At 61.8% G+C, this 24,628-nt stretch carries 22 protein-coding genes; 5 read left to right on the top strand and 17 right to left on the bottom strand.

Features of this window, described 5'->3' with window-relative positions:
- Window positions 1-135: 135 nt before the first annotated feature.
- Window positions 136-1,137 (bottom strand): sulfate ABC transporter substrate-binding protein, encoded by a 1,002-nt coding sequence (locus tag CAG34_RS25615; protein WP_015271174.1) that lies wholly within the window; start codon window positions 1,135-1,137, stop codon window positions 136-138.
- 361 nt (window positions 1,138-1,498) lie between these two features.
- Between CAG34_RS25615 and CAG34_RS25610 the strand changes: the two genes are divergently transcribed.
- Entirely contained in the window at window positions 1,499-2,446 is a 948-nt protein-coding gene (locus CAG34_RS25610; RefSeq protein WP_085593176.1) for an RHS repeat-associated core domain-containing protein, read from the top strand.
- Window positions 2,447-2,494: 48 nt separating this feature from the next.
- Here CAG34_RS25610 and CAG34_RS25605 read toward each other — a convergent pair whose 3' ends face one another.
- From CAG34_RS25605 to gcl, 7 genes are all read right to left on the bottom strand, one after another.
- Window positions 2,495-3,316, bottom strand: coding sequence for an ion transporter (locus CAG34_RS25605; RefSeq protein ID WP_061551041.1), 822 nt, complete (start codon window positions 3,314-3,316; stop codon window positions 2,495-2,497).
- Window positions 3,317-3,361: 45 nt separating this feature from the next.
- Complete coding sequence (locus CAG34_RS25600; protein ID WP_085593174.1) at window positions 3,362-4,234, bottom strand: urea transporter; 873 nt, start codon at window positions 4,232-4,234, stop codon at window positions 3,362-3,364.
- 187 nt (window positions 4,235-4,421) lie between these two features.
- Window positions 4,422-5,837, bottom strand: coding sequence for a pyruvate kinase (gene pyk, locus CAG34_RS25595; protein WP_085593172.1), 1,416 nt, complete (start codon window positions 5,835-5,837; stop codon window positions 4,422-4,424).
- Window positions 5,834-7,108 carry a glycerate kinase gene (locus CAG34_RS25590; RefSeq protein WP_085593170.1) on the bottom strand — a complete coding sequence of 425 codons (1,275 nt, stop codon included), beginning with the start codon at window positions 7,106-7,108 and terminating at the stop codon, window positions 5,834-5,836. The genes pyk and CAG34_RS25590 overlap by 4 nt, the downstream gene beginning before the upstream one ends.
- Before the next feature lie 247 nt (window positions 7,109-7,355).
- Window positions 7,356-8,249 (bottom strand): 2-hydroxy-3-oxopropionate reductase, encoded by an 894-nt coding sequence (locus CAG34_RS25585; RefSeq protein WP_025340037.1) that lies wholly within the window; start codon window positions 8,247-8,249, stop codon window positions 7,356-7,358.
- Between the two features lie 171 nt (window positions 8,250-8,420).
- The gene (gene hyi / locus CAG34_RS25580) at window positions 8,421-9,203 is read right to left on the bottom strand and encodes a hydroxypyruvate isomerase (RefSeq protein WP_085593168.1); all 783 of its coding nucleotides are present in this window, start codon (window positions 9,201-9,203) and stop codon (window positions 8,421-8,423) included.
- A gap of 68 nt (window positions 9,204-9,271) precedes the next feature.
- Window positions 9,272-11,047: a glyoxylate carboligase gene (gcl, locus tag CAG34_RS25575; RefSeq protein WP_085593166.1), complete on the bottom strand. Its 1,776-nt coding sequence runs from the start codon at window positions 11,045-11,047 to the stop codon at window positions 9,272-9,274.
- Between the two features lie 257 nt (window positions 11,048-11,304).
- Between gcl and CAG34_RS25570 the strand changes: the two genes are divergently transcribed.
- Window positions 11,305-11,745 (top strand): heme-binding protein, encoded by a 441-nt coding sequence (locus CAG34_RS25570; RefSeq protein WP_013973539.1) that lies wholly within the window; start codon window positions 11,305-11,307, stop codon window positions 11,743-11,745.
- A 134-nt stretch (window positions 11,746-11,879) separates the two neighbouring features.
- Here the strand turns inward: CAG34_RS25570 and CAG34_RS25565 are convergent, their stop codons facing one another.
- Window positions 11,880-12,491, bottom strand: coding sequence for a TetR/AcrR family transcriptional regulator (locus tag CAG34_RS25565; protein WP_085593164.1), 612 nt, complete (start codon window positions 12,489-12,491; stop codon window positions 11,880-11,882).
- A 132-nt stretch (window positions 12,492-12,623) separates the two neighbouring features.
- Here CAG34_RS25565 and CAG34_RS25560 point away from each other — a divergent pair, with 132 nt between their 5' ends.
- A complete protein-coding gene (locus tag CAG34_RS25560) occupies window positions 12,624-13,538 on the top strand; it encodes a DUF808 domain-containing protein (protein ID WP_085593162.1) in 915 nt (304 codons plus the stop codon).
- A gap of 589 nt (window positions 13,539-14,127) precedes the next feature.
- Here CAG34_RS25560 and CAG34_RS25555 read toward each other — a convergent pair.
- The 7 genes from CAG34_RS25555 to puuE all read right to left on the bottom strand — a co-directional run bounded on the left by CAG34_RS25555 (window position 14,128) and on the right by puuE (window position 21,139).
- Window positions 14,128-14,910, bottom strand: coding sequence for an outer membrane protein OmpK (locus tag CAG34_RS25555; protein ID WP_025340033.1), 783 nt, complete (start codon window positions 14,908-14,910; stop codon window positions 14,128-14,130).
- A 352-nt stretch (window positions 14,911-15,262) separates the two neighbouring features.
- Window positions 15,263-16,048: an outer membrane protein OmpK gene (locus CAG34_RS25550; protein WP_085593160.1), complete on the bottom strand. Its 786-nt coding sequence runs from the start codon at window positions 16,046-16,048 to the stop codon at window positions 15,263-15,265.
- A 136-nt stretch (window positions 16,049-16,184) separates the two neighbouring features.
- Window positions 16,185-17,540 (bottom strand): nucleobase:cation symporter-2 family protein, encoded by a 1,356-nt coding sequence (locus tag CAG34_RS25545; RefSeq protein ID WP_085593158.1) that lies wholly within the window; start codon window positions 17,538-17,540, stop codon window positions 16,185-16,187.
- Between the two features lie 209 nt (window positions 17,541-17,749).
- Window positions 17,750-19,078, bottom strand: coding sequence for a urate hydroxylase PuuD (locus tag CAG34_RS25540; protein ID WP_085593156.1), 1,329 nt, complete (start codon window positions 19,076-19,078; stop codon window positions 17,750-17,752).
- A gap of 59 nt (window positions 19,079-19,137) precedes the next feature.
- Entirely contained in the window at window positions 19,138-19,641 is a 504-nt protein-coding gene (locus CAG34_RS25535; protein WP_003259500.1) for an ureidoglycolate lyase, read from the bottom strand.
- A gap of 56 nt (window positions 19,642-19,697) precedes the next feature.
- A complete protein-coding gene (gene uraD / locus CAG34_RS25530) occupies window positions 19,698-20,213 on the bottom strand; it encodes a 2-oxo-4-hydroxy-4-carboxy-5-ureidoimidazoline decarboxylase (RefSeq protein ID WP_025340030.1) in 516 nt (171 codons plus the stop codon).
- Window positions 20,213-21,139: an allantoinase PuuE gene (puuE, locus tag CAG34_RS25525; RefSeq protein ID WP_025340029.1), complete on the bottom strand. Its 927-nt coding sequence runs from the start codon at window positions 21,137-21,139 to the stop codon at window positions 20,213-20,215. Before puuE ends, uraD begins: the two co-directional genes overlap by 1 nt.
- A 399-nt stretch (window positions 21,140-21,538) precedes the next feature.
- Between puuE and uraH the strand changes: the two genes are divergently transcribed.
- Entirely contained in the window at window positions 21,539-21,892 is a 354-nt protein-coding gene (gene uraH / locus CAG34_RS25520; RefSeq protein WP_003259496.1) for a hydroxyisourate hydrolase, read from the top strand.
- Window positions 21,893-22,136: 244 nt separating this feature from the next.
- On the opposite strand, the gene CAG34_RS25510 is transcribed toward uraH, so the two are convergent.
- Complete coding sequence (locus tag CAG34_RS25510) at window positions 22,137-23,486, bottom strand: NCS2 family permease (RefSeq protein WP_013973528.1); 1,350 nt, start codon at window positions 23,484-23,486, stop codon at window positions 22,137-22,139.
- A 282-nt stretch (window positions 23,487-23,768) separates the two neighbouring features.
- Between CAG34_RS25510 and CAG34_RS25505 the strand changes: the two genes are divergently transcribed.
- A complete protein-coding gene (locus tag CAG34_RS25505) occupies window positions 23,769-24,524 on the top strand; it encodes a GntR family transcriptional regulator (protein ID WP_003259493.1) in 756 nt (251 codons plus the stop codon).
- The last annotated feature ends 104 nt before the right edge of the window (window positions 24,525-24,628 follow it).

The following is a 24,628-nucleotide window of genomic DNA, read 5'->3' as shown; positions in this document are numbered from 1 at the left end:
CACAGCTACAACGGATACGAGACCCCGGTAGCCATGGAGGAAAAACTGAGGGCAGCGGCATAAACCTTAACCGGTGTCCAAAATTACTTGACCAGATCAGCTTGCCGGCGATAGGGCCGGACCTGCCTGCATCAATTACTGATTGTTGGTGTAGATCTGGTCAAACACCCCACCATCATTGAAGTGGGTCTTCTGCACGGTGCGCCAGTCACCAAAGGTCTTCTCCACCGACAGGAAGTCCACTTTCGGGAAGCGGTCGGTGTACTTGGCCAGTACCGTCGCATCACGTGGGCGCAGGTAGTTCTGTGCGGCGATTTCCTGAGCGGCTGGCGACCACAGGTACTTCAAGTATTCCTCGGCCGCGGCCTGGGTGCCTTTCTTTGCCACCACCTTGTCGACCACGCTGACCGGCGGCTCGGCTTCGGCCGACACGCTCGGGTAGACCACTTCGAACTGGTCGCGGCCGAACTCGCGGGCGATCATTTCGGCTTCGTTCTCGAAGGTCACCAGCACGTCGCCGATCTGGTTGGTCATGAAGGTGGTGGTGGCGGCGCGGCCACCGGTGTCCAATACCGGCGCCTGCTTGAACAGCTTGCCGACAAAGTCCTTGGCCTTGTTTTCATCACCGCCTTGCTTGAGCACATAGCCCCAGGCCGACAGGTAGGTGTAGCGGCCGTTACCCGAGGTCTTGGGGTTGGGCACGATCACCTGCACGCCATCCTTGAGCAGGTCGGGCCAGTCTTTCAGCGCCTTGGGGTTGCCCTTGCGCACGATGAACACAGTGGCCGAGGTGAACGGCGCGCTGTTGTTCGGCAGGCGGGTTACCCAGTTGTCCGGCACCAGCTTGCCGTTGTCGGCCAGGGCGTTGATGTCGGTGGCCATGTTCATGGTGATGACGTCGGCCGGCAGGCCATCGATCACCGCTCGCGCCTGCTTGCTCGAGCCGCCGAAGGACATCTGCACGTTGACCTTCTCGTTGTGCTCGGCTTCCCAGTGTTTCTGGAAGGCCGGGTTGTAGTCCTTGTAGAAGTCGCGCATTACGTCGTAGGAAACGTTGAGCAGGGTGGGGGCGGCCTGGGCGAAATTGCCCAGGGCAAGGCCTGCGGCGAGCAGCGAGGCGGTGAAGAGTTTTTTCACGTTGCTTCCTTGTTATCGAGAAGGTGTTGGCAGTTTGCCTGCGACTATAGCGGGTGGGGTAGTGGTAGTTAAAGAACAAAAAATACTTTGTTTATGCCAACAGCAGCCCAGCTGCTGAGGTCAGTCACGTTGATCGCGTCGAACTTAAACCATACGCGACTTTGTAAGGATGGCGTGCTGGCGACAGGCGCTGGGCTGAGGGCTTTGGCATTAGACCTGATAAATTTACCAGTAGCCAGTTCAAATAAAAAGTGCCCAGAATAGGCCTGAAACTGCAATTGGATTTGATGGGGCGGTTTGATGTCATTGCGACAGTCAAGGCAGAATTGTTGTGTAGAATTAAAGTCTTTAAGGGTGATTCATGAGAAGCGTTCGAATTTTTTATTGTAAAAATAGGTTGGTAGGCGAAGTGGGTGAGAAAAATCTGAATTTTTTCTCTGTATCAACATGGCCGCTTGCGTTGTTCGGGGCCAGCACCAAGCTACTAATGAGTAGTGATACAGGGACAGTGTATGGGGAGCTTGCCAATGAAATTAATGAGCTCTCATATACGCCCTACGGATTTGGTACGCATAATGGTATGGAGGGTAGGCAAGCTTTCAATGGTGAAAGACTGGATTTTGTAACAAGTGGTTATCTTTTAGGGAACGGGCATCGTCAGTTCTTGCCAAGACTTATGCGCTTTCTTTCGCCTGATCATTTAAGCCCTTTCAATAAAGGCGGTATCAATAGTTATGTCTACTGTACCTCTGATCCGGTCAATGGCTTGGATCCTTCAGGTCGCGTAAATATTACAAAGCTTTTCATGCCGTGGCGTCGAACTGGTACAACCGGCTTCATGAAAGAAAAAGGTTTGCCGACGGGGCTTTTGAAACAGTTGCTCAAAAAGAGATCTGCTGCTGAACGTAGAAGTATTTATGTATATGAGGCTCAGGGTGATGGTTACAAACACTACAGGTTGGCTCGGGGAGAGGCTCCGGATCTGTTGCCGAGGACAGCCACTCATGAGAACTTTGCCGGGCGCGAGGTTTATGTTAAGGGTGGCTTGATAGTTGATCTGAAAGGCGATTCAATGAAGGATTACAATTTTTCTGCCACTGATCGTGTTGCTGGGAATTATGGTTTTGTCAGAGTGCGCTCAAAGCCGATTGCAATAACTACTTTCGAACCCAATGAGGCTGGGGCTGCTGCGCTGGAAAAAGAGATGCAAAGTTGGTTTACAGCTGAAGAGTGGAATGGGAGCGGCGCTCCGGGCTTCAATAGCAATCAGGACGGACTGAATGCAGAAATTAGACAAATTCGTCGATAGTCAAAGCGTGCGATGGTCGGCTGCGGCTCACAGCCACAGCCGTCAACATCACAGCTTTGGAAACAGTCCGCTTCCGCACCGGGAACAGAACGCCGCGCCGTGCTCGTGAGTCTTCTTGCTGCAGTTCGGGCAGGAGTGCTGCAACTGCTCCCCGCGCATGGCATTGGCCAGCTCGGCTGTAAAGATCCCGGTCGGTACGGCGATGATCGAGTAACCGGTAATCATCACCAGCGACGACAGCACCTGCCCCAGCGGGGTCTTCGGCACGATGTCGCCAAAGCCTACCGTGGTCAGGGTAACGATGGCCCAGTAGATGCCCTTGGGAATGCTGGTAAAGCCATGCTCAGGCCCTTCGATCACATACATCAAGGTGCCGAACACCGTCACCAGGGTCGATACGGTCACCAGGAACACAATGATCTTCTGCTTGCTGCCGCGCAGCGCCTCCATCAGGTAATGGGCCTGCTTGAGGTACGGGCTGAGCTTGAGCACACGGAAGATCCGCAGCATCCGTATCACGCGGATGATCAGCAGGTACTGGGCGTCGCTGTAGTACAGCGCGATGATCCCCGGCACGATCGCCAGCAGATCGACCAGGCCATAAAAGCTGAAGGCATAGCGCAGCGGCTTGGGCGAGCAGTACAGGCGGGTGAGGTACTCGGCCAGGAAGATCGCGGTAAAGCCCCACTCGATGCCGGCCAGCAGGCCGGCGTAGCCCTGGTGCACTTCGTCGATGCTGTCGAGGATGACGGTAACCAGGCTGGCCAGGATGATCAGCAGGAGGATCTTGTCGAAGCGTCTTCCAGCCACGGTATCGGTCTGGAAGACGATGATGTAAAGCTGCTCGCGCAGGCTCGCAGGGTTGTTCATTGGCTCGTTCCACAAAAGCGATGGGCTGAGCCTAGGGGCTGCATTTCAGCTGTGCAAGCGGCTAGCGTCACGCTGCCTGGGCTGGGCCAGGTGGTTGCCCAGGTGCGTCAGCCAGCAGGCGGCGACGAAGGGCGCGGTCAGGCCGGGCACCGGTAGCAGCTTGAACAGCGGTTGCAGCAGCAGGGCCAGGGCAATGGCCAGCAGTGTCACCCACGGCTTTTCACCTTGCCTGCTGAACGCCAGTGCTGCCAGCGCGGCGTTGAAACCGTAAAGGCCCATCCACGCTGCCTGTGCCTGGTCGGCGAACAGTGCCACGCCGCCGCCGATGGCCGAGCCGATCACCGCCCACATTGCGGCATAGGGGTTGGCGATGAACATGCCGATGATGATCAGCAGGCCGGCCAGGGGCTGGTCGAGCAGGAAGATCTGGCCCACGCCGCGCGCCAACGCATACAGCGGGTCGGCTTCGACGAAGCCGCTGGGCGAGGGGGTGGCTATCAGCAATACGGCCCAGCCCAGCAGCACGAAGGGTGCGGTGTAGGCGATCAGCAGTTTGCCGCCGCGCTTGCGCCACTGGTGGGTGATGATGCTGGACAGGCCGCCAGCGGCGATGATCAGTGGCGGCAGGATGACCGACCAGGGCAGCACGGCACTGATCAGGATGCCGATCAGCACGCCGTTGTAGCAGTACAGCCCGGCCTGGCGGTCGGCACGGTCGTAGCCGCGTGCCTGGGCGGTGAGCAGGCCGGCCAGGGCGCCGAGCAGGGCGCCACCGACCAGGCCGGGGGCGGTCAGCAGGATGGCCAGCAGGCAGCACAGGCCGCACAGGGGGTTGCGCAGCAGCAGCACCTGGCTGAAGCCGTTGAGTAACGCCGTGGCCCAGTCGGGGCACGGGTTGACGAAATTTTTGGTGTACATCGGGGCAGTCAGTGAGGTTGATGGGGAGCGGTGGGCCTCTTTGGGCCTCGGGTTTTCCGCAGGTCTGGTGTTTCTGTGTACAAGGAGGGCTTTGCCCTCCAATCGCCGGCAAGCCAGCTCCCACAGGGATTGCACAGGCCTTTGAAGTGGTGCGATCCCTGTGGGAGCCGGCTTGCCGGCGATGCGGTCAGATCAAGGTCTCGATCCGCAGCGTGTTAGTCGACCCTGGCTTGCCAAAAGGCACACCGGCAGTGATCAGCAGCGTGTCGCCACGGCTGGCCATGCCTTGTGCCTGGGCAATCTCCAGTGCAGTGGAAACAACCTCGTCCACCTGGCGCAGGCGGTCGTTGACCACCGAGTGCACGCCCCACGCTACGCTCAGGCGGCGCGCGGTGGTCAGGTTTGGCGTCAGGTTGAGGATCGGGGCCCGTGGCCGCTCGCGGGCCGCGCGCAGGGTCGAGGCGCCCGACTCGCTGTAGTTGACCAGCACCGCCACCGGCAGGATGCCGCTGATACGGCGGATAGCGCAGCTGATGGCGTCCGACACGGTGGCCTCGGCCTTCGGCCGGCCAACGTCGAGCTGGGCCTGGTAGTCCGGGCCGTTCTCCACCTGGCGAATGATCTTGCTCATCATCTGCACGGCTTCCAGCGGGTACTCACCCGAGGCAGTCTCGGCCGACAGCATCACCGCATCGGCACCTTCGGCCACGGCGTTGGCCACGTCGGTGACTTCGGCGCGGGTCGGCGCTGGCGAGAAGCGCATGGATTCGAGCATCTGCGTGGCCACCACCACTGGTTTGCCCAGTTGGCGGCAGGTGCCGATGATGCGTTTCTGGATCTGCGGCACGCTTTCGGCCGGCACCTCCACGCCCAGGTCGCCACGGGCCACCATGATCGCATCCGCAAGCTCCGCGATGGCTTGCAGCTGTTCGACTGCCGATGGCTTCTCGATCTTCGCCATCAGGTAGGCACGGTCACCGATCAGCTGGCGTGCTTCGGTGATGTCTTCGGGGCGCTGTACGAACGACAGGGCCACCCAGTCCACGCCCAGCTCAAGGCCGAAGGCCAGGTCGCGGCGGTCTTTTTCGGTGAGCGGGGAGAGGTCGAGCACCGCTTGCGGCACGTTGACACCCTTGCGATCGGACAGCTCGCCACCGGCCAGCACTTCGGTGTCGATGGCGTCGCTGTGCTTGGCGGTGACGCGCAGGCGCAGCTTGCCGTCGTCCAGCAGCAGGTCCATGCCCGGCTCGAGGGCGGCGATGATCTCGGGGTGCGGCAGGTTGACCCGGCGGCTGTCGCCCGGGGTGTTGTCCAGGTCCAGGCGCAGGGCCTGGCCGCGTTGCAGCTGCACCTTGCCGTCGGCAAAGCGGCCGACGCGCAGCTTCGGCCCCTGCAGGTCCATGAGGATACCCAGCGGGTAGTTCAGTTGCTGCTCGACTTCGCGGATCCACTGGTAGCGCAGGGCGTGGTCGGAGTGCTCGCCGTGGCTGAAGTTGAGGCGGAAGATGTTCACCCCGGCTTCTACCAGTTGGCGGATGTCGTCGATGCCTTTGATCGCAGGGCCAAGGGTGGCGAGGATTTTGACTTTTTTATCAGGCGTCATGATTGGGCAGTCTCGAGGATCAGGATGGCGCGGAAGTCGTTGACGTTGGTGCGGGTCGGCTCGGTGACGATCAGCGCATCCAGGGAGGCGAAATAGCCGTAGCCGTTGTTGTTGTCCAGCTCGTCGCTGGCCGACAGGCCCAGGGCTTCGGCACGGGCGTAGCTGGCCGGGGTCATGAAGGCGCCGGCGTTTTCTTCCGAGCCATCGATACCGTCGGTGTCACCGGCCAGGGCATACACGCCCGGCAGGCCTTTCAGGCTTTCGGTGAGGCTGAGCAGGAATTCGGCGTTGCGCCCGCCACGGCCATTGCCGCGCACGGTCACGGTGGTTTCGCCGCCGGACAGGATCACGCAGGGTGCCTTCAGCGGCTGGCCGTGCTGGACGATCTGCCGGGCGATACCGGCGTGCACCTTGGCCACTTCGCGTGATTCGCCTTCCAGGTCGCCGAGGATCAGCGGGCTGAACCCGGCCTGGCGGGCTTTGACCGCGGCGGCTTCGAGCGACTGCTGGGGCTTGGCGATCAGCTGGAAGTGGCTGCGGGCCAGGGCCGGGTCGTCGGCCTTGACGGTTTCCGAGGCTGGGTTGTTGAGCCAGTCGATAACGGCCTTGGGCGCTTCGATGTTGTAGCGCTTGAGGATGGCCAGGGCATCGGCCGAGGTGCTCGGGTCGGCCACGGTAGGGCCGGAGGCGATCACCGTGGCGAGGTCGCCCGGGACATCGGAAATGGCATAGGTGTACACCGTGGCCGGCCAGCAGGCCTTGGCCAGGCGGCCGCCCTTGATCGCCGAGAGGTGCTTGCGCACGCAGTTCATCTCGCCGATGGTGGCGCCGGATTTCAGCAGCGCCTTGTTGATCTGCTGCTTGTCGGCCAGGGTCAGGCCTTCGGCGGGCAGGGCCAGCAGCGCCGAGCCACCGCCGGACAGCAGGAAGATGACGCGGTCGTCTTCACTGAGGTTGCCGACCAGTTCCAGCACGCGTTTTGCCACGGCCAGGCCGGCGGCATCGGGGACCGGGTGAGCAGCTTCGACCACCTCGATCTTCTGGCAGTTGGCGCCGTGACCGTACCGTGTGACAACAAGCCCGGAGACTTCGCCCTGCCAGCTTTTCTCGACCACTTCGGCCATGGCGGCTGCGGCCTTGCCGGCACCGATGACGATGACCCGGCCGCTGCGGTCGGCGGGCAGGTAGGGTTCGAGGACTTGACGGGGGTGGGCGGCGGCGATGGCTGTGTCGAACAGCTCGCGGAGAAGTTTTTGCGGATCGACCGACATGGCAGGCTCCCAATTATTGTTGTTCTGCAGAATCAAAAACGCCCCTGGAACTGCCTCCGTGCAGGCCGAACCAGGGGCGGGTGTTGCTCGGTGCCACTTTTGAACCTGTGGTCGCAGGTTCAAAGGTGTTGAATTCATCGCCGGCAAGCCAGCTCCCACAGGTACAGCACAGGATTGAGGGATTGTGCGGTCCCTGTGGGAGCTGGCTTGCCGGCGATTGGGCTGCGCAGCAGCCCCCGAATTCGAATTACTTGTCGTCGCGGATCGAGAAGTTGGCCATGTGCTCCAGGCCTTTGATCAGCGCCGAGTGGTCCCAGTTGCCGCCGCCCAGGGCCTGGCAGGTGTTGAACACTTGCTGGGCATTGGAGGTGTTGGGCAGGTTGATGCCCAGCTCCTTGGCTCCCTGCAGGGCCAGGTTCAGGTCCTTCTGGTGCAGGTTGATGCGGAAGCCTGGGTCGAAGGTGCCCTTGATCATGCGCTCGGCGTGCACTTCGAGGATCTTCGACGAGGCGAAGCCGCCCATCAGTGCTTCACGTACCTTGGCCGGGTCCGCGCCGTTCTTGGCGGCGAACAGCAGGGCTTCGGCAACGGCCTGGATGTTCAGGGCAACGATGATCTGGTTGGCCACCTTGGCGGTCTGGCCGTCGCCATTGCCACCGACGCGGGTGATGTTCTTGCCCATGGCTTCGAACAGCGGCAGGGTGCGCTCGAAGGCTTTCGGGCAGCCACCGACCATGATGCTCAGGGTCGCGGCCTTGGCACCGACTTCGCCGCCGGACACAGGGGCGTCCAGGTAGGCAGCGCCGGTGGCCTTGATTTTCTCGGCGAAGGCTTTGGTAGCGGTAGGGGAGATCGAGCTCATGTCGATCACGACCTTGTTCGGGCCCACGCCTTCAGCCACGCCGTTGTCACCGAACAGGACGCTCTCGACCTGCGGGGTGTCGGGGACCATGACGATGATGAACTCGGCTTCCTGGGCAACTTCCTTCGGGTTGGCCAGGGCCACGGCACCGGCGGCGATCAGGTCGGCCGGGGCAGCGTCGTGGTGAGTGGAAACGAAGATGCTGTGACCTGCTTTCTGCAGGTTCTGAGCCATGGGCTTGCCCATGATGCCGGTGCCGATGAAACCGATTTTAGCCATGAGAATGTGCCTCTTTGTATTTGTGATGTCTCAAGCAGACCGCAATCCCTGTGGGAGCGGGCATGCCCGCGAAACAGGCGACTCGGTGGATGGCACCGGCTATGCCGGTGTTCGCGGGCATGCCCGCTCCCACAGGGTTTCGTGTTTCACAGGGGGCTAGCGTTCAGCCGTTCAGATTGCGTTATGGGTCTTCAGCCAGCCCAGGCCCGCTTCGGTGGTGGTCAGCGGCTTGTACTCCGCGCCCACCCAGCCCTGGTAGCCGATGCGGTCCAGGTGCTCGAACAGGAAGCGGTAGTTGATCTCGCCGGTGCCTGGCTCGTTGCGGCCGGGGTTGTCGGCCAGCTGGATGTGGTTGATCAGTTTCAGGTTGGCTTCCATGGTACGAGCCAGGTCACCTTCCATGATCTGCATGTGGTAGATGTCGTACTGCAGGAACAGGTTGTCGCTGCCAACCTCGGCCTGGATTTCCAGGGCCTGCTTGGTGGTGTTCAGGTAGAAGCCGGGGATGTCGCGGGTGTTGATCATTTCCATGACCAGGCGGATCCCGGCGGCTTTCAGCTTGTCGGCGGCGTAGCGCAGGTTTTCCACGAAGGTCTTGCGCACGGTGGCGCAGTCCGGGCCTTGTGGGCGAATGCCGGCCAGGGCGTTGACCTGGGTGTTGCCCAGCACCTTGGCGTATTCGATGGCCTTGTCGACACCGGCGCGGAATTCCTCGACGCGGTCAGGGTGGCAGGTGATACCGCGCTCACCCTTGGCCCAATCGCCCGCCGGCAGGTTGAACAGCACCTGGGTCAGGCCGTTGGCCTCCAGCTGTTGCTTGATCTCGGCAGCGCTGAAGTCGTACGGGAAGAGGTATTCGACGCCGCTGAACCCAGCATCGGCGGCAGCCTTGAAGCGGGCCAGGAAGTCCTGTTCGGTGAACAGCATGGACAGGTTGGCAGCGAAGCGAGGCATGTTGTGTCTCCTTGCGATGAAGGCCCCCGGCGCCCTCAGGTAGGGGCCGGCACGGGGGCGTCAGGCGATCAGTCCAGCAGCGAGATGGCGGTTGGCGCGTCGTTGCCGACCAGGGCCAGGTCTTCGAACTCGTTGACCGCGTTGATCTCGGTGCCCATGGAAATGTTGGTCACACGTTCGAGAATCACTTCGACCACCACCGGTACGCGGAACTCTTCGGCCATCTTCTGTGCCTTGAGCAGGGCAGGGGCGATCTCGGCCGGCTCGAATACACGGATGGCCTTGCAGCCCAGGCCTTCGACCACGGCGACATGGTCGACACCGTAGGTGGCGGCGTCGGTCGAGTTGATGTTCTCGAACGCCAGTTGTACACAGTAATCCATGTCGAAGCCACGTTGCGCCTGACGGATCAGGCCCAGGTAGGCGTTGTTCACCAGTACGTGCACGTACGGCAGGTTGAACTGTGCGCCCACCGCCAGCTCTTCGATCATGAACTGGAAGTCGTAGTCACCCGACAGCGCGACCACCTTGCGCTTCGGATCGGCCTTGACCACACCGAGGGCGGCAGGGATGGTCCAGCCCAGCGGGCCGGCCTGGCCGCAGTTGATCCAGTGGCGTGGCTTGTACACGTGCAGGAACTGCGCGCCGGCGATCTGCGACAGACCGATGGTGCTGACGTAGCAGGTGTCCTTGCCAAATACCTGGTTCATTTCTTCGTAGACGCGCTGCGGCTTGACCGGCACGTTGTCGAAGTGGGTCTTGCGCTGCAGGGTTGCCTTGCGCTCCTGGCAGTCTTCCAGCCAGGCCTTGCGGCACTTCAGCTTGCCAGCGGCTTTCCACTCGCGGGCCACTTCGAGGAACACGTCCAGTGCCTTGCCGGCGTCGGAAACGATACCCAGGTCCGGGGTGAACACGCGGCCGATCTGGGTCGGCTCGATGTCCACGTGCAAGAACTTGCGGCCTTCGGTGTAGACGTCGACGGAACCGGTGTGGCGGTTGGCCCAGCGGTTACCGATACCGAACACCAGATCGGATTTCAGCAGGGTGGCGTTGCCATAGCGGTGCGAAGTCTGCAGGCCGACCATGCCGACCATCTGTGCGTGGTCGTCCGGGATGGTGCCCCAGCCCATCAGGGTCGGGATTACCGGTACGCCGGTCAGTTCGGCAAACTCGACCAGCTTGTCGCTGGCGTCGGCGTTGATGATGCCGCCACCGGCTACCAGCAGCGGGCGCTCGGCGTCATTGAGCAGGGCCAGGGCTTTTTCGGCCTGTACGCGGGTGGCGGACGGCTTGTGCACTGGCAGCGGTTCGTAGGCGTCGATGTCGAATTCGATTTCGGCCATCTGCACGTCGAACGGCAGGTCGATCAGTACCGGGCCTGGGCGGCCGGTGCGCATTTCATAGAAGGCCTTCTGGAAGGCGTAAGGCACCTGGCCTGGCTCCAGAACGGTGGTGGCCCACTTGGTTACCGGCTTGACGATGTTGGTGATGTCGACCGCCTGGAAGTCTTCCTTGTGCAGGCGGGCACGTGGGGCCTGGCCGGTGATGCAGAGGATCGGGATGGAGTCGGCGGAGGCACTGTACAGGCCGGTGACCATGTCGGTGCCGGCTGGGCCGGAGGTGCCGATGCACACGCCGATGTTGCCCGGGTTGGCACGGGTGTAACCCTCGGCCATGTGCGAGGCGCCTTCGACGTGACGAGCGAGGACGTGATCGATGCCACCGACTTTCTTCAGGGCCGAGTACAACGGGTTGATGGCAGCCCCCGGGATGCCGAACGCGGTATCTACACCTTCACGGCGCATGACCAGAACGGCTGCATCGATTGCTCTCATTTTGCTCATGGTTTGTGCCTCATCGATTTTGTAATTGTATACAACTTGCTTTGTGCCAGAGTGTATTCACGGCTGGCCGCTTAGGTCAACGGGTTTTCGTCGGCGGACGTCGCTTTCGTTCGAGCGCCCGTGAAAACGGAGGTTTGCGCCATCGCATACGATCGTTTCAAAATATTGTATACAAAAATATCTTTCGTTGTGTTCTATTTGTTCTATCGGTTTTCAACTGCCCTCAGGGCTTCTCACAACAAGAAGAGGACCTTTCCATGAACGCTTTGAACCTGAAAGTCGCGGTCAGCCTGGTGAATGCCGCGCTGGCGGCGGGCCGCAAGATCAATGCCGCGCCACTGACCGTGGCGGTGCTGGATGCCGGCGGCCACTTGCTGGCGCTGCAACGCGAGGATGGCGCCAGCCTGATCCGGCCGGAGGTGGCCACCGGCAAGGCCTGGGGCGCGATTGCCCTAGGCAAGGGCTCGCGCCTGCTGGCGCTGGACGCGCAGCAGCGGCCGGCATTTTTTGCCGCGCTGAACGGGTTGGGCGAGCGGCCGGTGGTGCCGGCGCCGGGTGGCGTGCTGGTGCGTGATCAGGACGGCAAGGTGCTGGGTGCGGTAGGGATCAGCGGGGATACGTCGGATATCGACGAGCAGTGCGCGATCAGTGCGATCGAGGAGGTGGGGTTGAAGGCGGATGCGGGTGTAGCAGCCTAATTCTCTATTGTCTGTTCCGGCCCCATCGCCGGCAAGCCAGCTCCCACAGGTACATCACAGTTTTCAAGGTCTGTGGCGGCCCTGTGGGAGCTGGCTTGCCGGCGATGGGCTGCAAGGCAGCCCCACTGGCCCTGTCAGGCCACCTCGGGCTCACACCCCTTGAGCACCATGCGGATGATGGTCTCCGCCGCCGCGTCATAATCGCTGTCGGTCAGCTTGGCCTTGCCGGTCACCGCAGAGATCTGCCAGTCGAAATCGGCATAGGTCTGGGTCGCTGCCCAGATGCTGAACATCAGGTGATGCGCATCCACATGGGCGATCTGCCCGCGGTCGATCCAGCGCTGGATACACTCGATGTTATGCCGCGCCTGCTCGTTCAGCTGCGCTACCTGGTTCGGCGACAGGTGCGGGGCACCGTGCATGATCTCGCTGGCGAACACCTTGGACGCATGCGGCAGGTCGCGGGAAATGCGGATCTTCGAGCGGATGTACGCACTCAGCACTTCCTTCGGGTCACCGTCGGCATTGAACGGGGTCGACGCCTGCATGATCGGCGCGATGATGCTTTCCAGGACCTCGCGGTAGAGGTTGTCCTTGGATTTGAAGTAGTAATACACGTTCGGCTTGGGCAGGCCGGCCTTGGCCGCGATATCGCTGGTCTTGGTGGCGGCGAAGCCCTTGTCGGCGAATTCCTCGCTGGCCGCGCGCAGGATCAGTTCCTTGTTGCGCTCGCGAATGGTGCTCATGGTCAGGGATCTTCCTCGTGTCTGGCCACCTCTAAGAGGGATCGGGCATGGTAGCACCGGGCTCGACGGGCGCTCAAGGCAGCGGCTTTGGGCTAGAATCCTGGGCACTCACTCTTCTGGATACAGGCAAACATGGCAGGAAGCAGTCTACTGGTACTGATCGACGACATCGCCACGGTGCTTGATGACGTCTCGGTGATGACCAAGGTGGCGGCGAAAAAGACCGCAGGCGTGCTGGGCGATGACCTGGCGCTGAATGCCCAGCAGGTCACCGGGGTGCGTGCCGAGCGCGAGATCCCGGTGGTGTGGGCTGTGGCCAAGGGCTCGATGGTGAACAAGGCCATCCTGGTGCCGGCGGCGCTGCTGATCAGTGCGTTCATCCCCTGGGCGGTGACGCCGTTGCTGATGCTGGGCGGCGCCTACCTGTGCTTCGAGGGTTTCGAGAAGCTGGCGCACAAGTTCCTGCACAGCAAGGCCGAGACTGACGCCGAGCATGAAGCGCTCAAGGAGGCGGTGGCCGATGCCAATGTCGACCTGGTGGCGTTCGAGAAAGCCAAGATCAAGGGCGCGGTACGTACCGACTTCATCCTTTCGGCGGAAATCATCGCCATCACCCTGGGCATCGTTGCCGACTCGCCGTTGACCCAGCAGATCGTCGTGCTGTCGGGTATCGCGGTGGTCATGACCATCGGCGTGTACGGGCTGGTGGGCGGTATCGTCAAGCTCGATGACCTGGGGCTGTGGATGACCCGCAAGGCATCACGCCTGGCCAGGGCGGTGGGTAACGGCATTCTGCGTGCCGCGCCATACATGATGAAGAGCCTGTCGGTAATCGGCACGGCGGCCATGTTCCTGGTCGGTGGCGGGATCCTGGTGCATGGCATCGGGCCGCTGCATCATGCCATCGAGGCGTTCAGTGAAGGGCGTGGCGGGGCGTTGACCGTGGCGCTGCTGAACGGCGGTGTCGGGGTTGTGGCCGGTGCCGTGGTGCTGGCCGTGGTGGGCATTGCGGGGAAACTGTGGCGGGCGGTTCGGCCGGCCACCTGAGTTGCATGGCCGGGGCGTTGCCCCGGTTCGCGGGCACGCCCGCTCCCACAGTGTGGGAGCAACTGTCTTGAGTTGCCTGTCAGGGCCTCATCGCCGGCAAGCCAGCTCCCACAGGAACTGCACAGGCCTGAAGGCAGCGCGGTCGAGGTTGGGGCCGGCTTGCCGGCGATGGACCACAGGTACTGCACAGGCCTGAAGGCAGCGCGGTCGAGGTTGGGGCCGGCTTGCCGGCGATGGACCACAGGTACTGCACAGGCCTGAAGGCAGCGCGGTCGAGGTTGGGGCCGGCTTGCCGGCGATGGACCACAGGTACTGCACAGGCCTGAAGGCAGCGCGGTCGAGGTTGGGGCCGGCTTGCCGGCGATGGACCACAGGTACTGCACAGGCCTGAAGGCAGCGCGGTCGAGGTTGGGGCCAGCTTGCCGGCGATGGACCAAAGGTACTGCACAGGCCTGAAGGCAGCGCGGTCGAGGTTGGGGCCGGCTTGCCGACGATGGACCAAAGGTACTGCACAGGCCTGAAGGCAGCGCGGTCGAGGTGGGAGCCGGCTTGCCGGCGATGGGCCGCAGCGCGGCCCCAACGCTTCAAGTCAGAAGTGAACCTTGAGCAGGAAGCTCATGGTGTTCTGGTCGGTGGTGAAGGCATCGGAATCCTTGATGCCGTACTTGTTCTTCCAGTAGTCGTATTCCACACCCACATACAGCTGCTTCTCGCCCAGGTGCAAGGCCTTGCCCAGGTCATACTTGATCTGCGGGTTGAAGTGCAGGTTGGCCTGGTAGGTGCCGCGGCGGTTCTCGTCGTTGTCCACCACCCAGTCCATGAAACCGTCGATCAGCACATCGGACGAACCGACCGGAATGGTGTACGACCACACCGGGGTGATCTGCCACACGTTGTCGCCGGCGCGGCTGCCGTCGGTGGTGCGGTTGTAGAAGTTCAGCTGGAAGTAGTCGAAGCCAGGGATGTCCAGGTCGAAGCCAGGGCCGATCAGGTACGACTCGGTATCACCTTCGCCGAACTCGTAGGTCATCGCCAGCAGCACGTCCTTGACCGGGCCGAAGGCCAGCTTCTGGTCGAAGATCTTGCCGAACGACAGGCGCGGGCTGATTTCGCCGTAGTAGGTATTCGGGCCATTGCCCTCATCTTTCTGGCCTTGGTAGAAGATCTTGTCGACAAAGATGAAGTTATCGCCGTACTTCCAGCCATCAGCGTGCTCGAAGGTCACGGTTTGCTGGATCGACGGGTTGACCTTGAAGTTCTTGCCCCACAGGTAGGTCAGGCTGTTGTTCTGCCATTGCAGCAGGTCGCCGCCGAAGGTGGTGCCACAGGCCAGCAGGCCGCCGGCGAGGATCAGGCTGTTGATGGTACGCATTGCGAGTGTCGCTCCCTTGATTGATCTATTGTCAGCGCTCGTTGTTGGCGCTTTTTTGTCTTTCGAGTCAGCTTTTTTCGATAGGCCACAGCTGTTTGGCAAGGGTTGAGCCAACTTTCCTGGGCTGGCAAAACCTTCCTGCTCGACTTCGTTCTGAACGGATGAAAAGGGTCTTTCAGGCTGGCAACACGTTGGCCAACCGCCCGTATTCATTGACTGAGCGGTCAGTAAACGCAGGCAGAATCCCTTCTGCCCTGATCGAGGGGGCGCGCAGATTACTGGCTTGCGCGCCTTGCCTCAAGTGCTCCGTCCTGGAGCGGGGTGTATCAAACTTGTGCGTTTGGTCAGTTTTCTAGAAGTGCACCTTGATCAGGGCACTGGTGACGCTCTGGTTACTGTCGATATTGCCTTGGCTGTCGATGCCGTACTTGTCCTTCCAGTAGCTGTACTCGATGCCCACGTACAGCTGCTTGGCGCCCAGGTTCAGGGCTTTGCCCAGGTCGTACTTGACCTGAGGGTTGAACTGCAGGTTGGCATGGTAGGTACCACGGCGGGTCTGATCGTTGTCGACCACCCAGTCCATGTAACCGTCGATCAGAATGTCGGACTTGCCCACCGGAACGGTGTACGAGAAGGCCGGGGTGATCTGCCAGACGTTGTCACCGGGGCGGCTGCCTTCGGTGTTGCGCAGGTAGAAGTTGAGGGTGAAGTAGTTGAAGCCGGGGATGTCCAGGTCGAAGCCGGGGCCGATCAGGTAGGCCTCGCTGTCGCCCTCGCCACGCTCGTAGGTCATGGCCAGCAGCACATCCTTGATCGGGCCGAACGCCAGCTTCTGGTCGAAGATCTTGCCGAACGACAGGCGCGGGCTGAACTCACCGTAGTAGGAGGTGACGCCTTTGCCCGGGTCGGGCTTGCCGTTGTAGAAGACCTTGTCGACGAACATGAAGGTATCGCCGTACTTCCATTTGTTGGCGTGCTCGAAGGTCACTGTCTGCTGGATGCGTGGGTTGACCTTGAAATCCTTGCCGTACAGGTAGGTCAGGCTTTCGCCATGCCACTGCAGCCATTCGCCAGCGTGGGCGGGGAGGGTGGCCAGCAGGCTGCTGCCCAGCAAGAGGGACGAGGTGATGCGTTTCATGTTGTGGTTCCCGGACTTATTGTTTTTGTTGGGTTTTTTTGGCGCGCAGGCGCCCCGGACGGCCCATTCCGGCGGGCCGACGGTGTAGCGTTTACGGCGAATTCGAGGCGGGGCGGCAGTGCGCCGCCCCCCTTGCTCAATGCTGGTGACAGGCTTCGTTGTGCACCGCGCGGTCGGCACCACCAAGGATGTTGAACAGCACGTTCAACACCAGGGCACTGACCGTGGCCATGGCGATGCCACTGTGGGTGATGGGTTCCATCCACTGGGGCATCTGGGCGAAGAACTCCGGACGCACCACGGGGATCAACCCGAAGCCGACGCTCACCGCAACCAGCAGCTGGTTGCGACGGTCGCCGATGTCCGCCTCCTGGAGAATCTTGATCCCGGTGGCGGTGACCATGCCGAACATGGCGATGGACGCGCCGCCCAGTACCGCAGGCGGGATCGAGGCAATCAGGAAGGCCGCCTTGGGCAGCAGGCTGAGCAGGATCAGCAGTGCACCGGCCACGATGGTGACATAGCGGCAGCGCACCCCGGTCATCTGCACCAGGCCGATGTTCTGGGCGAACGAGGAGTGGGTGAAGGTGTTGAAGAAGCCGGCGATGAACGACGCGCCGGCATCGCACAGCAGGCCGCGGCGCAGCATCCCTGGGGTAACTTCACGATCGGTCACCTTGCCCAGGGCCAGGAACATGCCGGTGGACTCGACGAAGATGATCACCACCACCAGGCACATGGACAGGATCGGTGCCAGGCTGAAGGTCGGCATGCCGAAGTGCAGTGGGGTGACCACTTGCAGCCACGGCGCGTCGTTCAGGCCCGACAGGTCGACCATGCCGATGGAGCCGGCCAGGATGTAGCCCAGGCCCATGCCCACCAGCACCGACACGTTGACCCAGAAACCGCGCATGAAACGGTTGATCAGCAGGATTACCGCCAGCACCAGGCCGGCCACCAGCAGGTAGATCGGCGAGCCGAAGGTATCTGCCTGGTGGCCGCCACCGGCCCAGTTGACTGCCACCGGGAACAGCGACAGGCCAATCGAGGTGATCACCGTGCCGGTGACCAGTGGCGGGAAGAAGCGTACGACCTTGGACATGAACGGCGCGATCAGCATGCCGAAGAACCCGGCGGCGATGGTCGCGCCGAAGATCCCCTGCAGGCCCACGCCAGGCATGCCGGCCATGGCCACCATGCTGCCGACGGCAGCGAAACTGGCACCCATCATCACCGGCATGCGGATGCCCACCGGGCCGATACCGAAGGACTGGATGATGGTAGCGACGCCAGCGACCAGCAGGTCGGCGTTGATCAGGAAAGCGACTTCTTCACGGGACAACCCGGCGGCCTGGCCGATGATCAATGGCACGGCGATGGCGCCACCGTACATCAGCAGAACGTGTTGCAGGCCAACCAGGATCAGTTGGAACAGGGGCAAGGGCTCGCGCGGCGGCGCAACAGGGATGTACGCCTTGCGTGACTCGGACATGCAGCACCTCGAGTTTTGTTTTTATTCTCGGATCCAAGCGCCGGCCTCAGGCGGCAGGCTTCCGGTTAAGAGAGCCTGAGGTTCCCGCTTGAGGCTGAGCGCTCGATGCTTGCTTGTTGCGTATGTCTTGAAACAGAGGCCGGGAGTGCCGGCCTCTTCGCGGGTGAACCCGCTCCCACAGGGGGCGGTGTTATCCCGACAATTGTGTTTCAGTTGACCGGGGCGCCTTTGGCGATCCAGTCACCGACCAGCTTGCGCTCTTCGGTGGTCATCTGGGTGATGTTGCCCAGCGGCATGATCTGGCTGGCGACCGCTTGCGCCTGGATGCGCGCGGCCTGGGCCTGGATCTGCTGCGGGGTGTCGAACATCACGCCGGCAGGGGCGGCGCTGAACAGTGGGCTGGTCGGCTTGGACGAGTGGCACACGGTGCAGCGTTCCTGGATGACATTGTGGATCTTGTCGAAGCTCTCGCCGCCAGCCTGGGCGGTGGCCTGGGCAGGGGCTTCGGCCGGCGTGGCAGGCGCTGCGGCAGCCTTGGCGGCGTCCTCGGCGCGTTGCTCGGCAGCGGTCTTGCCACCTACAGCGGTCGCAGGCAGTGGCTGGTACTCGACCTTCGCCGCGGCTTGCTCAGGGCTGACGGCCATCGGTTTCGGACCGGTGACGTAGGCCAGGCAGATCATCGCCAGGGCGCCGACCGGCAGGGTCCAGGCGTACTTGTTGCTGTCGTGGCGGGTGTTGAAGTAGTGGCGGATCAGGACCGCGGCTACTGCGATACCGGCCAGGATCAGCCAGTTGTACTGGCTACCGTAGGTGCTCGGGAAGTGGTTGCTGATCATGATGAACAGCACCGGCAGGGTGAAGTAGTTGTTGTGGCGCGAGCGCAGCAGGCCCTTGGCCGGCAGTACCGGGTCGGGGGTCTGGTTGTTCTCGATCGCAGCCACCAGCTGGCGCTGGGCCGGCATGATGATGCGGAACACGTTGCCGACCATGATGGTGCCGATGATCGCGCCGGTGTGCAGGTACGCACCACGGCCGCTGAACACCAGGCTGAAGCCCCAGCACGCGGCGATGATCAGCACGAACAGTACAGCACCGAGCAGCGCTGGCTTCTTGCCCAGGGGCGAGTCGCACAGGAAGTCGTAGATGAACCAGCCGGCGATCAGCGAGCCGATACCGATGGCCACGCCTTCGGCACCGCTAAGGGTGCTGCCAGGGGCCAGCAGGTACAGGGTCGGGTTCCAGTAGAACACCACGCACAGCAGGGCGATACCGGACATCCAGGTGAAGTAGGCTTCCCATTTGAACCAGTGCAGGTTCTCGGGCATTTTCGGGGGTGCGAGCTTGTATTTCTCCAGGTGGTAGATACCACCGCCGTGAATTGCCCAGAGATCACCCGACAACCCATCGCGCGGGTTGCTTCGGTTCAGGTGGTTCTCCAGCCAGACGAAGTAGAACGATGCACCGATCCAGGCGACACCGGTGATCATGTGAACCCAGCGAATGCTCAGGTTCAGCCATTCGTGAAGGTGTGCTTCCACAGTATGTACCTCTTGCCGGTCACCCGCTCGGGCACTGCCCTTGAATGACCGACCTTTTCTTATTGGTGGGGATTGAGGACCAGCATCTGTTCCTCGGTGAAGTAATGCTCGTCGCAGTTGTTGCCGGAACCACTGCGATCAACCACCAGGAAGTCATCCCGCTTTTCGATCGTCAGCACCGGGTGGTGCCAGACGCCGCGATGGTAATTGACGCCCTGCCTGCCATTACTGCGGAAGGCTCGGACCAAACCTGATACAGGTGCATCGCCAACTGGCGCGACCACGATCAGAAAGGGGTTGCCGAGCAGCGGGATGAAAGCCTGGCTGCCCAGCGGATGGCGTTCCAGCATGCGCACGGTCAGCGGCATGTCCAGCGCGTCGGCGCGGAAGATGCTGATGATCGCCTTGTCTTCAGGCTCGGCGGTTTCGACCGTGGCGAGCTTGTGGAAGCGCATGGTCGAGCCGTTGTTGATCATGAAGTGGTCGCTGCCGTCGGTTTCGATCACGTCTCCGAAAGGGGCGAAGGCTTCTTTGGTCAGGGGCTCGATCATCAGGGTGCGCATGCGGATATCTCTTCTATGTTCGTTGTTCTGGATAAGGCTCAAGCGTTGCGGCGGCTTTACAGCTGCAGCAGGCGGAACAGGGCGATCAGGTTGATCTGCGCCAGGGCTTCCTTGAATTCGGCATCGGCATCGTTGTGGATGCGTTTTTCGAAGGAGGCGAGGATCTGGTGCCGGTTGCTGCCTTTAACCGCCATGATGAACGGGAACTGGAACTTGGCCTTGTAGGCGTCGTTCAGCTCGGTGAAACGGGCGAACTCTTCGGCGGTGCACTGGTGAATACCGGCGCCGGCCTGCTCGTTGGTGCTCGATTCGGTCAGCTCGCCCTGGATGGCGGCCTTGCCGGCCAGGTCCGGGTGAGCGTTGATCAGCGCCAGCTGGTCGGCGTGGTTGGCGCTGAGCAGGATGTCGCTCATGCGCTGGTGCAGCGCCTCGATCTCGTCCAGCTCGCCCAGTTGGCCCAGGTCATAGGCTTTTTCGGCTACCCACGGCGAGTGCTCGTAGATGTCGGCGAATGCCTTGACGAAGGCGTCACGGCCCAGGGCGGATGGCTTGAGGGTGTTGAAGGCGGTCATCAGGCGTTCTCTTTCTTGTACGGGTGGGTGGCGTGCCAGTGGCGGGCGATGTCCACGCGACGGGCGAACCAGACCTGGTCATGGCTTTTTGCGTAGTCGACGAAGCGCTTCAGTGCGGCCAGGCGTGCCGGACGGCCGACCAGGCGGCAGTGCAGGCCGATGGACAGCATTTTCGGTGCTTCGGCGCCTTCGGCGTACAGCACATCGAAGGCGTCCTTCAGGTACTGGAAGAACTGCTCGCCGCAGTTGAAGCCCTGTACCTGGGTGAAGCGCATGTCGTTGGTGTCGAGGGTGTAGGGGATCACCAGGTGCGGCTTGCCGGTAGAGTTGTTCGGCTCCCAGTAGGGTAGGTCGTCGTCATAGGTGTCGCTGTCGTACAGGAAGCCACCTTCCTCCATCACCAGGCGACGGGTGTTCGGGCCGGTGCGGCCGGTGTACCAGCCCAGCGGGCGCTCGCCGGTGATTTCGGTGAGGATGCGGATGGCTTCGAGCATGTGCTCGCGCTCCTGGGCCTCGTCCATGTACTGGTAGTCGATCCAGCGGTAGCCGTGGCTGCAGATTTCATGGCCGGCCTCGGCCATGGCGCGGATCACGTCGGGGTGGCGCTGGGCGGCCATGGCCACGGCGAAGATGGTCAGTGGCACGCCGCTGTCCTTGAACAGCTTCAGCAAGCGCCATACGCCGGCGCGGCTGCCGTATTCGTACAGCGATTCCATGCTCATGTTGCGCACGCCCTGCAGTGGCTGGGCGGCGACCATTTCCGAGAGGAATGCTTCGGACTCCTTGTCACCGTGCAGGATGTTGCGTTCGCCACCTTCCTCGTAGTTGAGGACGAAAGACAGCGCGATGCGAGCGTTGCCCGGCCATTGCGGGTGAGGAGGGTTGTTGCCGTAACCGATCAGGTCGCGAGGGTAGTCAGCGCTCACTGCAGTCTTCCTTCTTGTGCGTTAGTGCGGGGGGTGGGCGGGCCGCGTCGGTATGTCGCACCACCGGATGGGCTGATTGTATACAACTTCTGAAATCTTTTGTAAGCCTGTTTTTCCGCATTTCTTCCCTTTTGTCGCCTCGCAGCGACCTGGAAAAGCAGTGCAAGAAACCTGCCTGATTGGTCAGCTAATGACGTTTGCGTCTTTACGGCGCCTGTATTTGCGACCGATGGGTCGTTTATGGGCAAGAAACGTAGGGTGCGACAGAAGGGCTCAAAAAATTGTGTACAATTTTGCGGTGGAATGTCTTAATGGCGTCATTCCCGCACATCGCAGGCCCTTTGGCGTGATGATGGCCGTGTATTTTTTGCCCACAGATTGAACAAGAGGCGACAAGCAATGGGACGTTTGACCACACACGTACTGGATGCCGCGCATGGCTGCCCGGGCAGCTCGATCAAGGTCGAGCTGTACCGTGTCGAAGGCCAGCAGCTGGAGCTGGTGAACACTGCCCTGACCAACAGCGATGGCCGTGTCGACGCGCCGCTGCTGCAGGGTGACGACTACCGTACCGGCGTCTACCAGCTGCAGTTCAGCGCTGGCGACTACTACCGCGCTCGCGGTGTACAGCTGCCGGCCCAGGCGTTCCTGGATGTTGTCGTGCTGCGCTTTGGCATCGACGAGCAGCAGGAGCACTACCACGTGCCGCTGCTGATCTCGCCGTACAGCTATTCGACCTATCGTGGAAGCTAGTTGGTCGCTAGAAGAATCTTCGTAGGTCCTTTGGCCCGCTCTCACACTGGCGGGCTTTTTTTCGTCTGCTGTTTTTGTATCGCCTGCACCGGCCTCTTCGCGGGCTTGCCCGCTCCCACAGGTACGGCGCCGGGTTTGAAGGCTGTGGTGATCCTGTGGGAGCGGGCAAGCCCGCGAAGAGGCCGGTACAGGCTGTAGCAATAAAGAAAGGGCGCCGAGGCGCCCTTGGTTGGTGCAGCAGGGGTCAGAGGAACACGAACTTGGCAATGAAGATCGCGCACAGCACCCACAGGCTGGCGGAGATTTCCTTGTACTTGCCGGTACCTGCCTTCAACGCCACATAGCTTATGAAGCCCAAGGCAATACCATCGGCGACCGAGAAGGTCAGCGGCATCATGATCACTGTGACGATCGCCGGAATGCTGTCGGTGGCTTCGTCCCAGTGGATGTGCGCCATGCTGCCCATCATCAGCATCGCCACGTAAATAAGCGCGCCGGCCGTCGCGTAGGCTGGAATCATCCCGGCCAGCGGGGCGAAGAACATCGCGGCGATGAACAGCAGGCCGACCACCACTGCAGTCAGGCCAGTACGACCGCCCGCCGCTACACCCGCAGCACTTTCCACATAACTGGTCACCGGCGGCACGCCGACCACGGCGCCGAACACACTTGAAGCACTGTCAGCCTTCAGCGCCTTCGACAGGTTCTCGATACGCCCGTCCGGCGCCACCAGGTTGGCCCGCTGCGCCACGCCCATCAGGGTGCCGGCGGTGTCGAACATGTGCACGAACAGGAACGCCAGCACCACGCTGATCATGCTGACGTTGAACACGCCAGCCACATCCATGGCCATCCAGGTCGGTGCCAGGCTTGGCGGCATCGACATCACCCCGCCGAATTTCACCAGGCCCAGGCCCCAGCCGGCCAGGGTGACACCGATGATGCTGATCAGGATCGCACCGAACACCCGCTTGTAGCTGAGGATGGCGATCAGCAGGAAGCACACCGCAGCCAGCAGCGGCCCCGGTTCATGCAGCGAGCCCAGCTTGATCAGCGTGGCCGGGCTGTCGACGATGATGCCTGCCGTCTTCAGGCCGATCAGCCCGAGAAACAATCCGACGCCGGCCCCCATGGCATGGCGCAGGCTGACCGGGATGCTGTTGAGCAACCATTCGCGCACTTTCGACAAGGTCAGGAACATGAACAGCACACCCGAGACGAATACTGCGCCCAGTGCCGTTTCCCAGTTGTAGCCCATGGTGCCGACCACGGTGTAGGTGAAGAAGGCGTTAAGCCCCATGCCCGGCGCCAGGCCCACCGGCCAGTTGGCGTACAGGCCCATCAGCAGGCAACCCAGCGCGGCGGCGATGCAGGTGGCGACAAAGGCGGCACCGTGGTCGATGCCGGCGTCGGCCATGATGTTGGGGTTGACGAAGATGATGTAGGCCATGGTGATGAAGGTGGTCACCCCGGCGATCATTTCGGTTCTGACGGTGCTGCCGTGTTGCTTGAGTTTGAAAATCCGCTCCAGCCAGCTCGTTTCGAGCGGTGGGGCAAGATCCAGCGTAGGGGCTTCGGATTTGCGGCTTTCCACAGCGAGTACTCCTCAAGTCTTTCTTGTTGTTATGGAGCCAGGGGCCTGCGCAATGCACTTGGCGGCTCCGCGAGGGAAGGCAGACGTCTGACCGGTTTGTTGACTTATGGGTCAAGAAGTTGCTCGGTGGATTATGCTTTTGTGTACAAAGAATGCAAATAATGTTTTATCTTTTGTGTGCGCAATGCGTCGTACAACGGCTATATAGGTAAAAGGCCACCTGCAGAAACGGCTCAGCCTGTGTACAATGGCGCCATACTTTCCTTCGTGCCTCGAGAGCCCATGAACGAACAGCTGCAACCTCTGAAGAAACCTGCGCGTACCGGCAAGGCTGGCCGCAGTGGTACCCAGGACGACATCGTCTACGCGCATATTTTCGAGGCGATCCTCGAGCAGCGTCTGGCACCGGGCACCAAGTTGAGCGAGGAAGCGCTGGGCGAGATCTTCGGCGTCAGCCGCACCATCATCCGCCGCGCCTTGTCGCGCCTGGCCCACGAAAGCGTGGTGCTGTTGCGGCCGAACCGCGGCGCGGTGGTGGCCAGCCCGACGGTGGAAGAGGCCCGCCAGGTGTTCTTCTCCCGGCGCATGGTCGAACGGGCCATCACCGAACTGGCCGTGCAGCACGCTACCCTCGAGCAGCTCAACGAGCTGCGGCAGATGGTGCGTGAGGAGCGCGACAGCTTCTCCCGTGGTGACCGCGGTGCCGGCATTCGTCTTTCCGGCGAATTCCACCTCAAGCTGGCCGAGGCCGCAGGTAATGCGCCGCTGGTCAGCTTCCAGCGCAGCCTGGTGTCGCAGACCTCGCTGATCATTGCCCAGTACGAAAGCGGCAACCGTTCGCATTGCTCGTATGACGAACACATGCAGCTGATCGATGCCATCGAGGCGCGCGATGCCGAGCAGGCGGTGAGCCTGATGATGCACCACATGGACCACATCGACAGCAAGCTGAACCTGGACGAGGAGAGTGCCTCGGACGATCTGCATGCGGTGTTCTCGCACTTGCTGAAAAAGCCCAAGGTATCGGTCAAGGGTTGATCGTTTGCCTGGTTGACTGAAGGGGGCTGCTTTGCAGCCCATCGCCGGCAAGCCAGCTCCCACACCTGTGGGAGCTGGCTTGCCGGCGATGGGGCGCGAAGCGG

Origin of the sequence: Pseudomonas sp. B14(2017) (assembly GCF_002113255.1) — a bacterium.
In the GTDB taxonomy this organism is placed as follows: Bacteria; Pseudomonadota; Gammaproteobacteria; order Pseudomonadales; family Pseudomonadaceae; genus Aquipseudomonas; species Aquipseudomonas putida_Z.
This window is presented reverse-complemented; position numbering and strand designations above follow the sequence as displayed.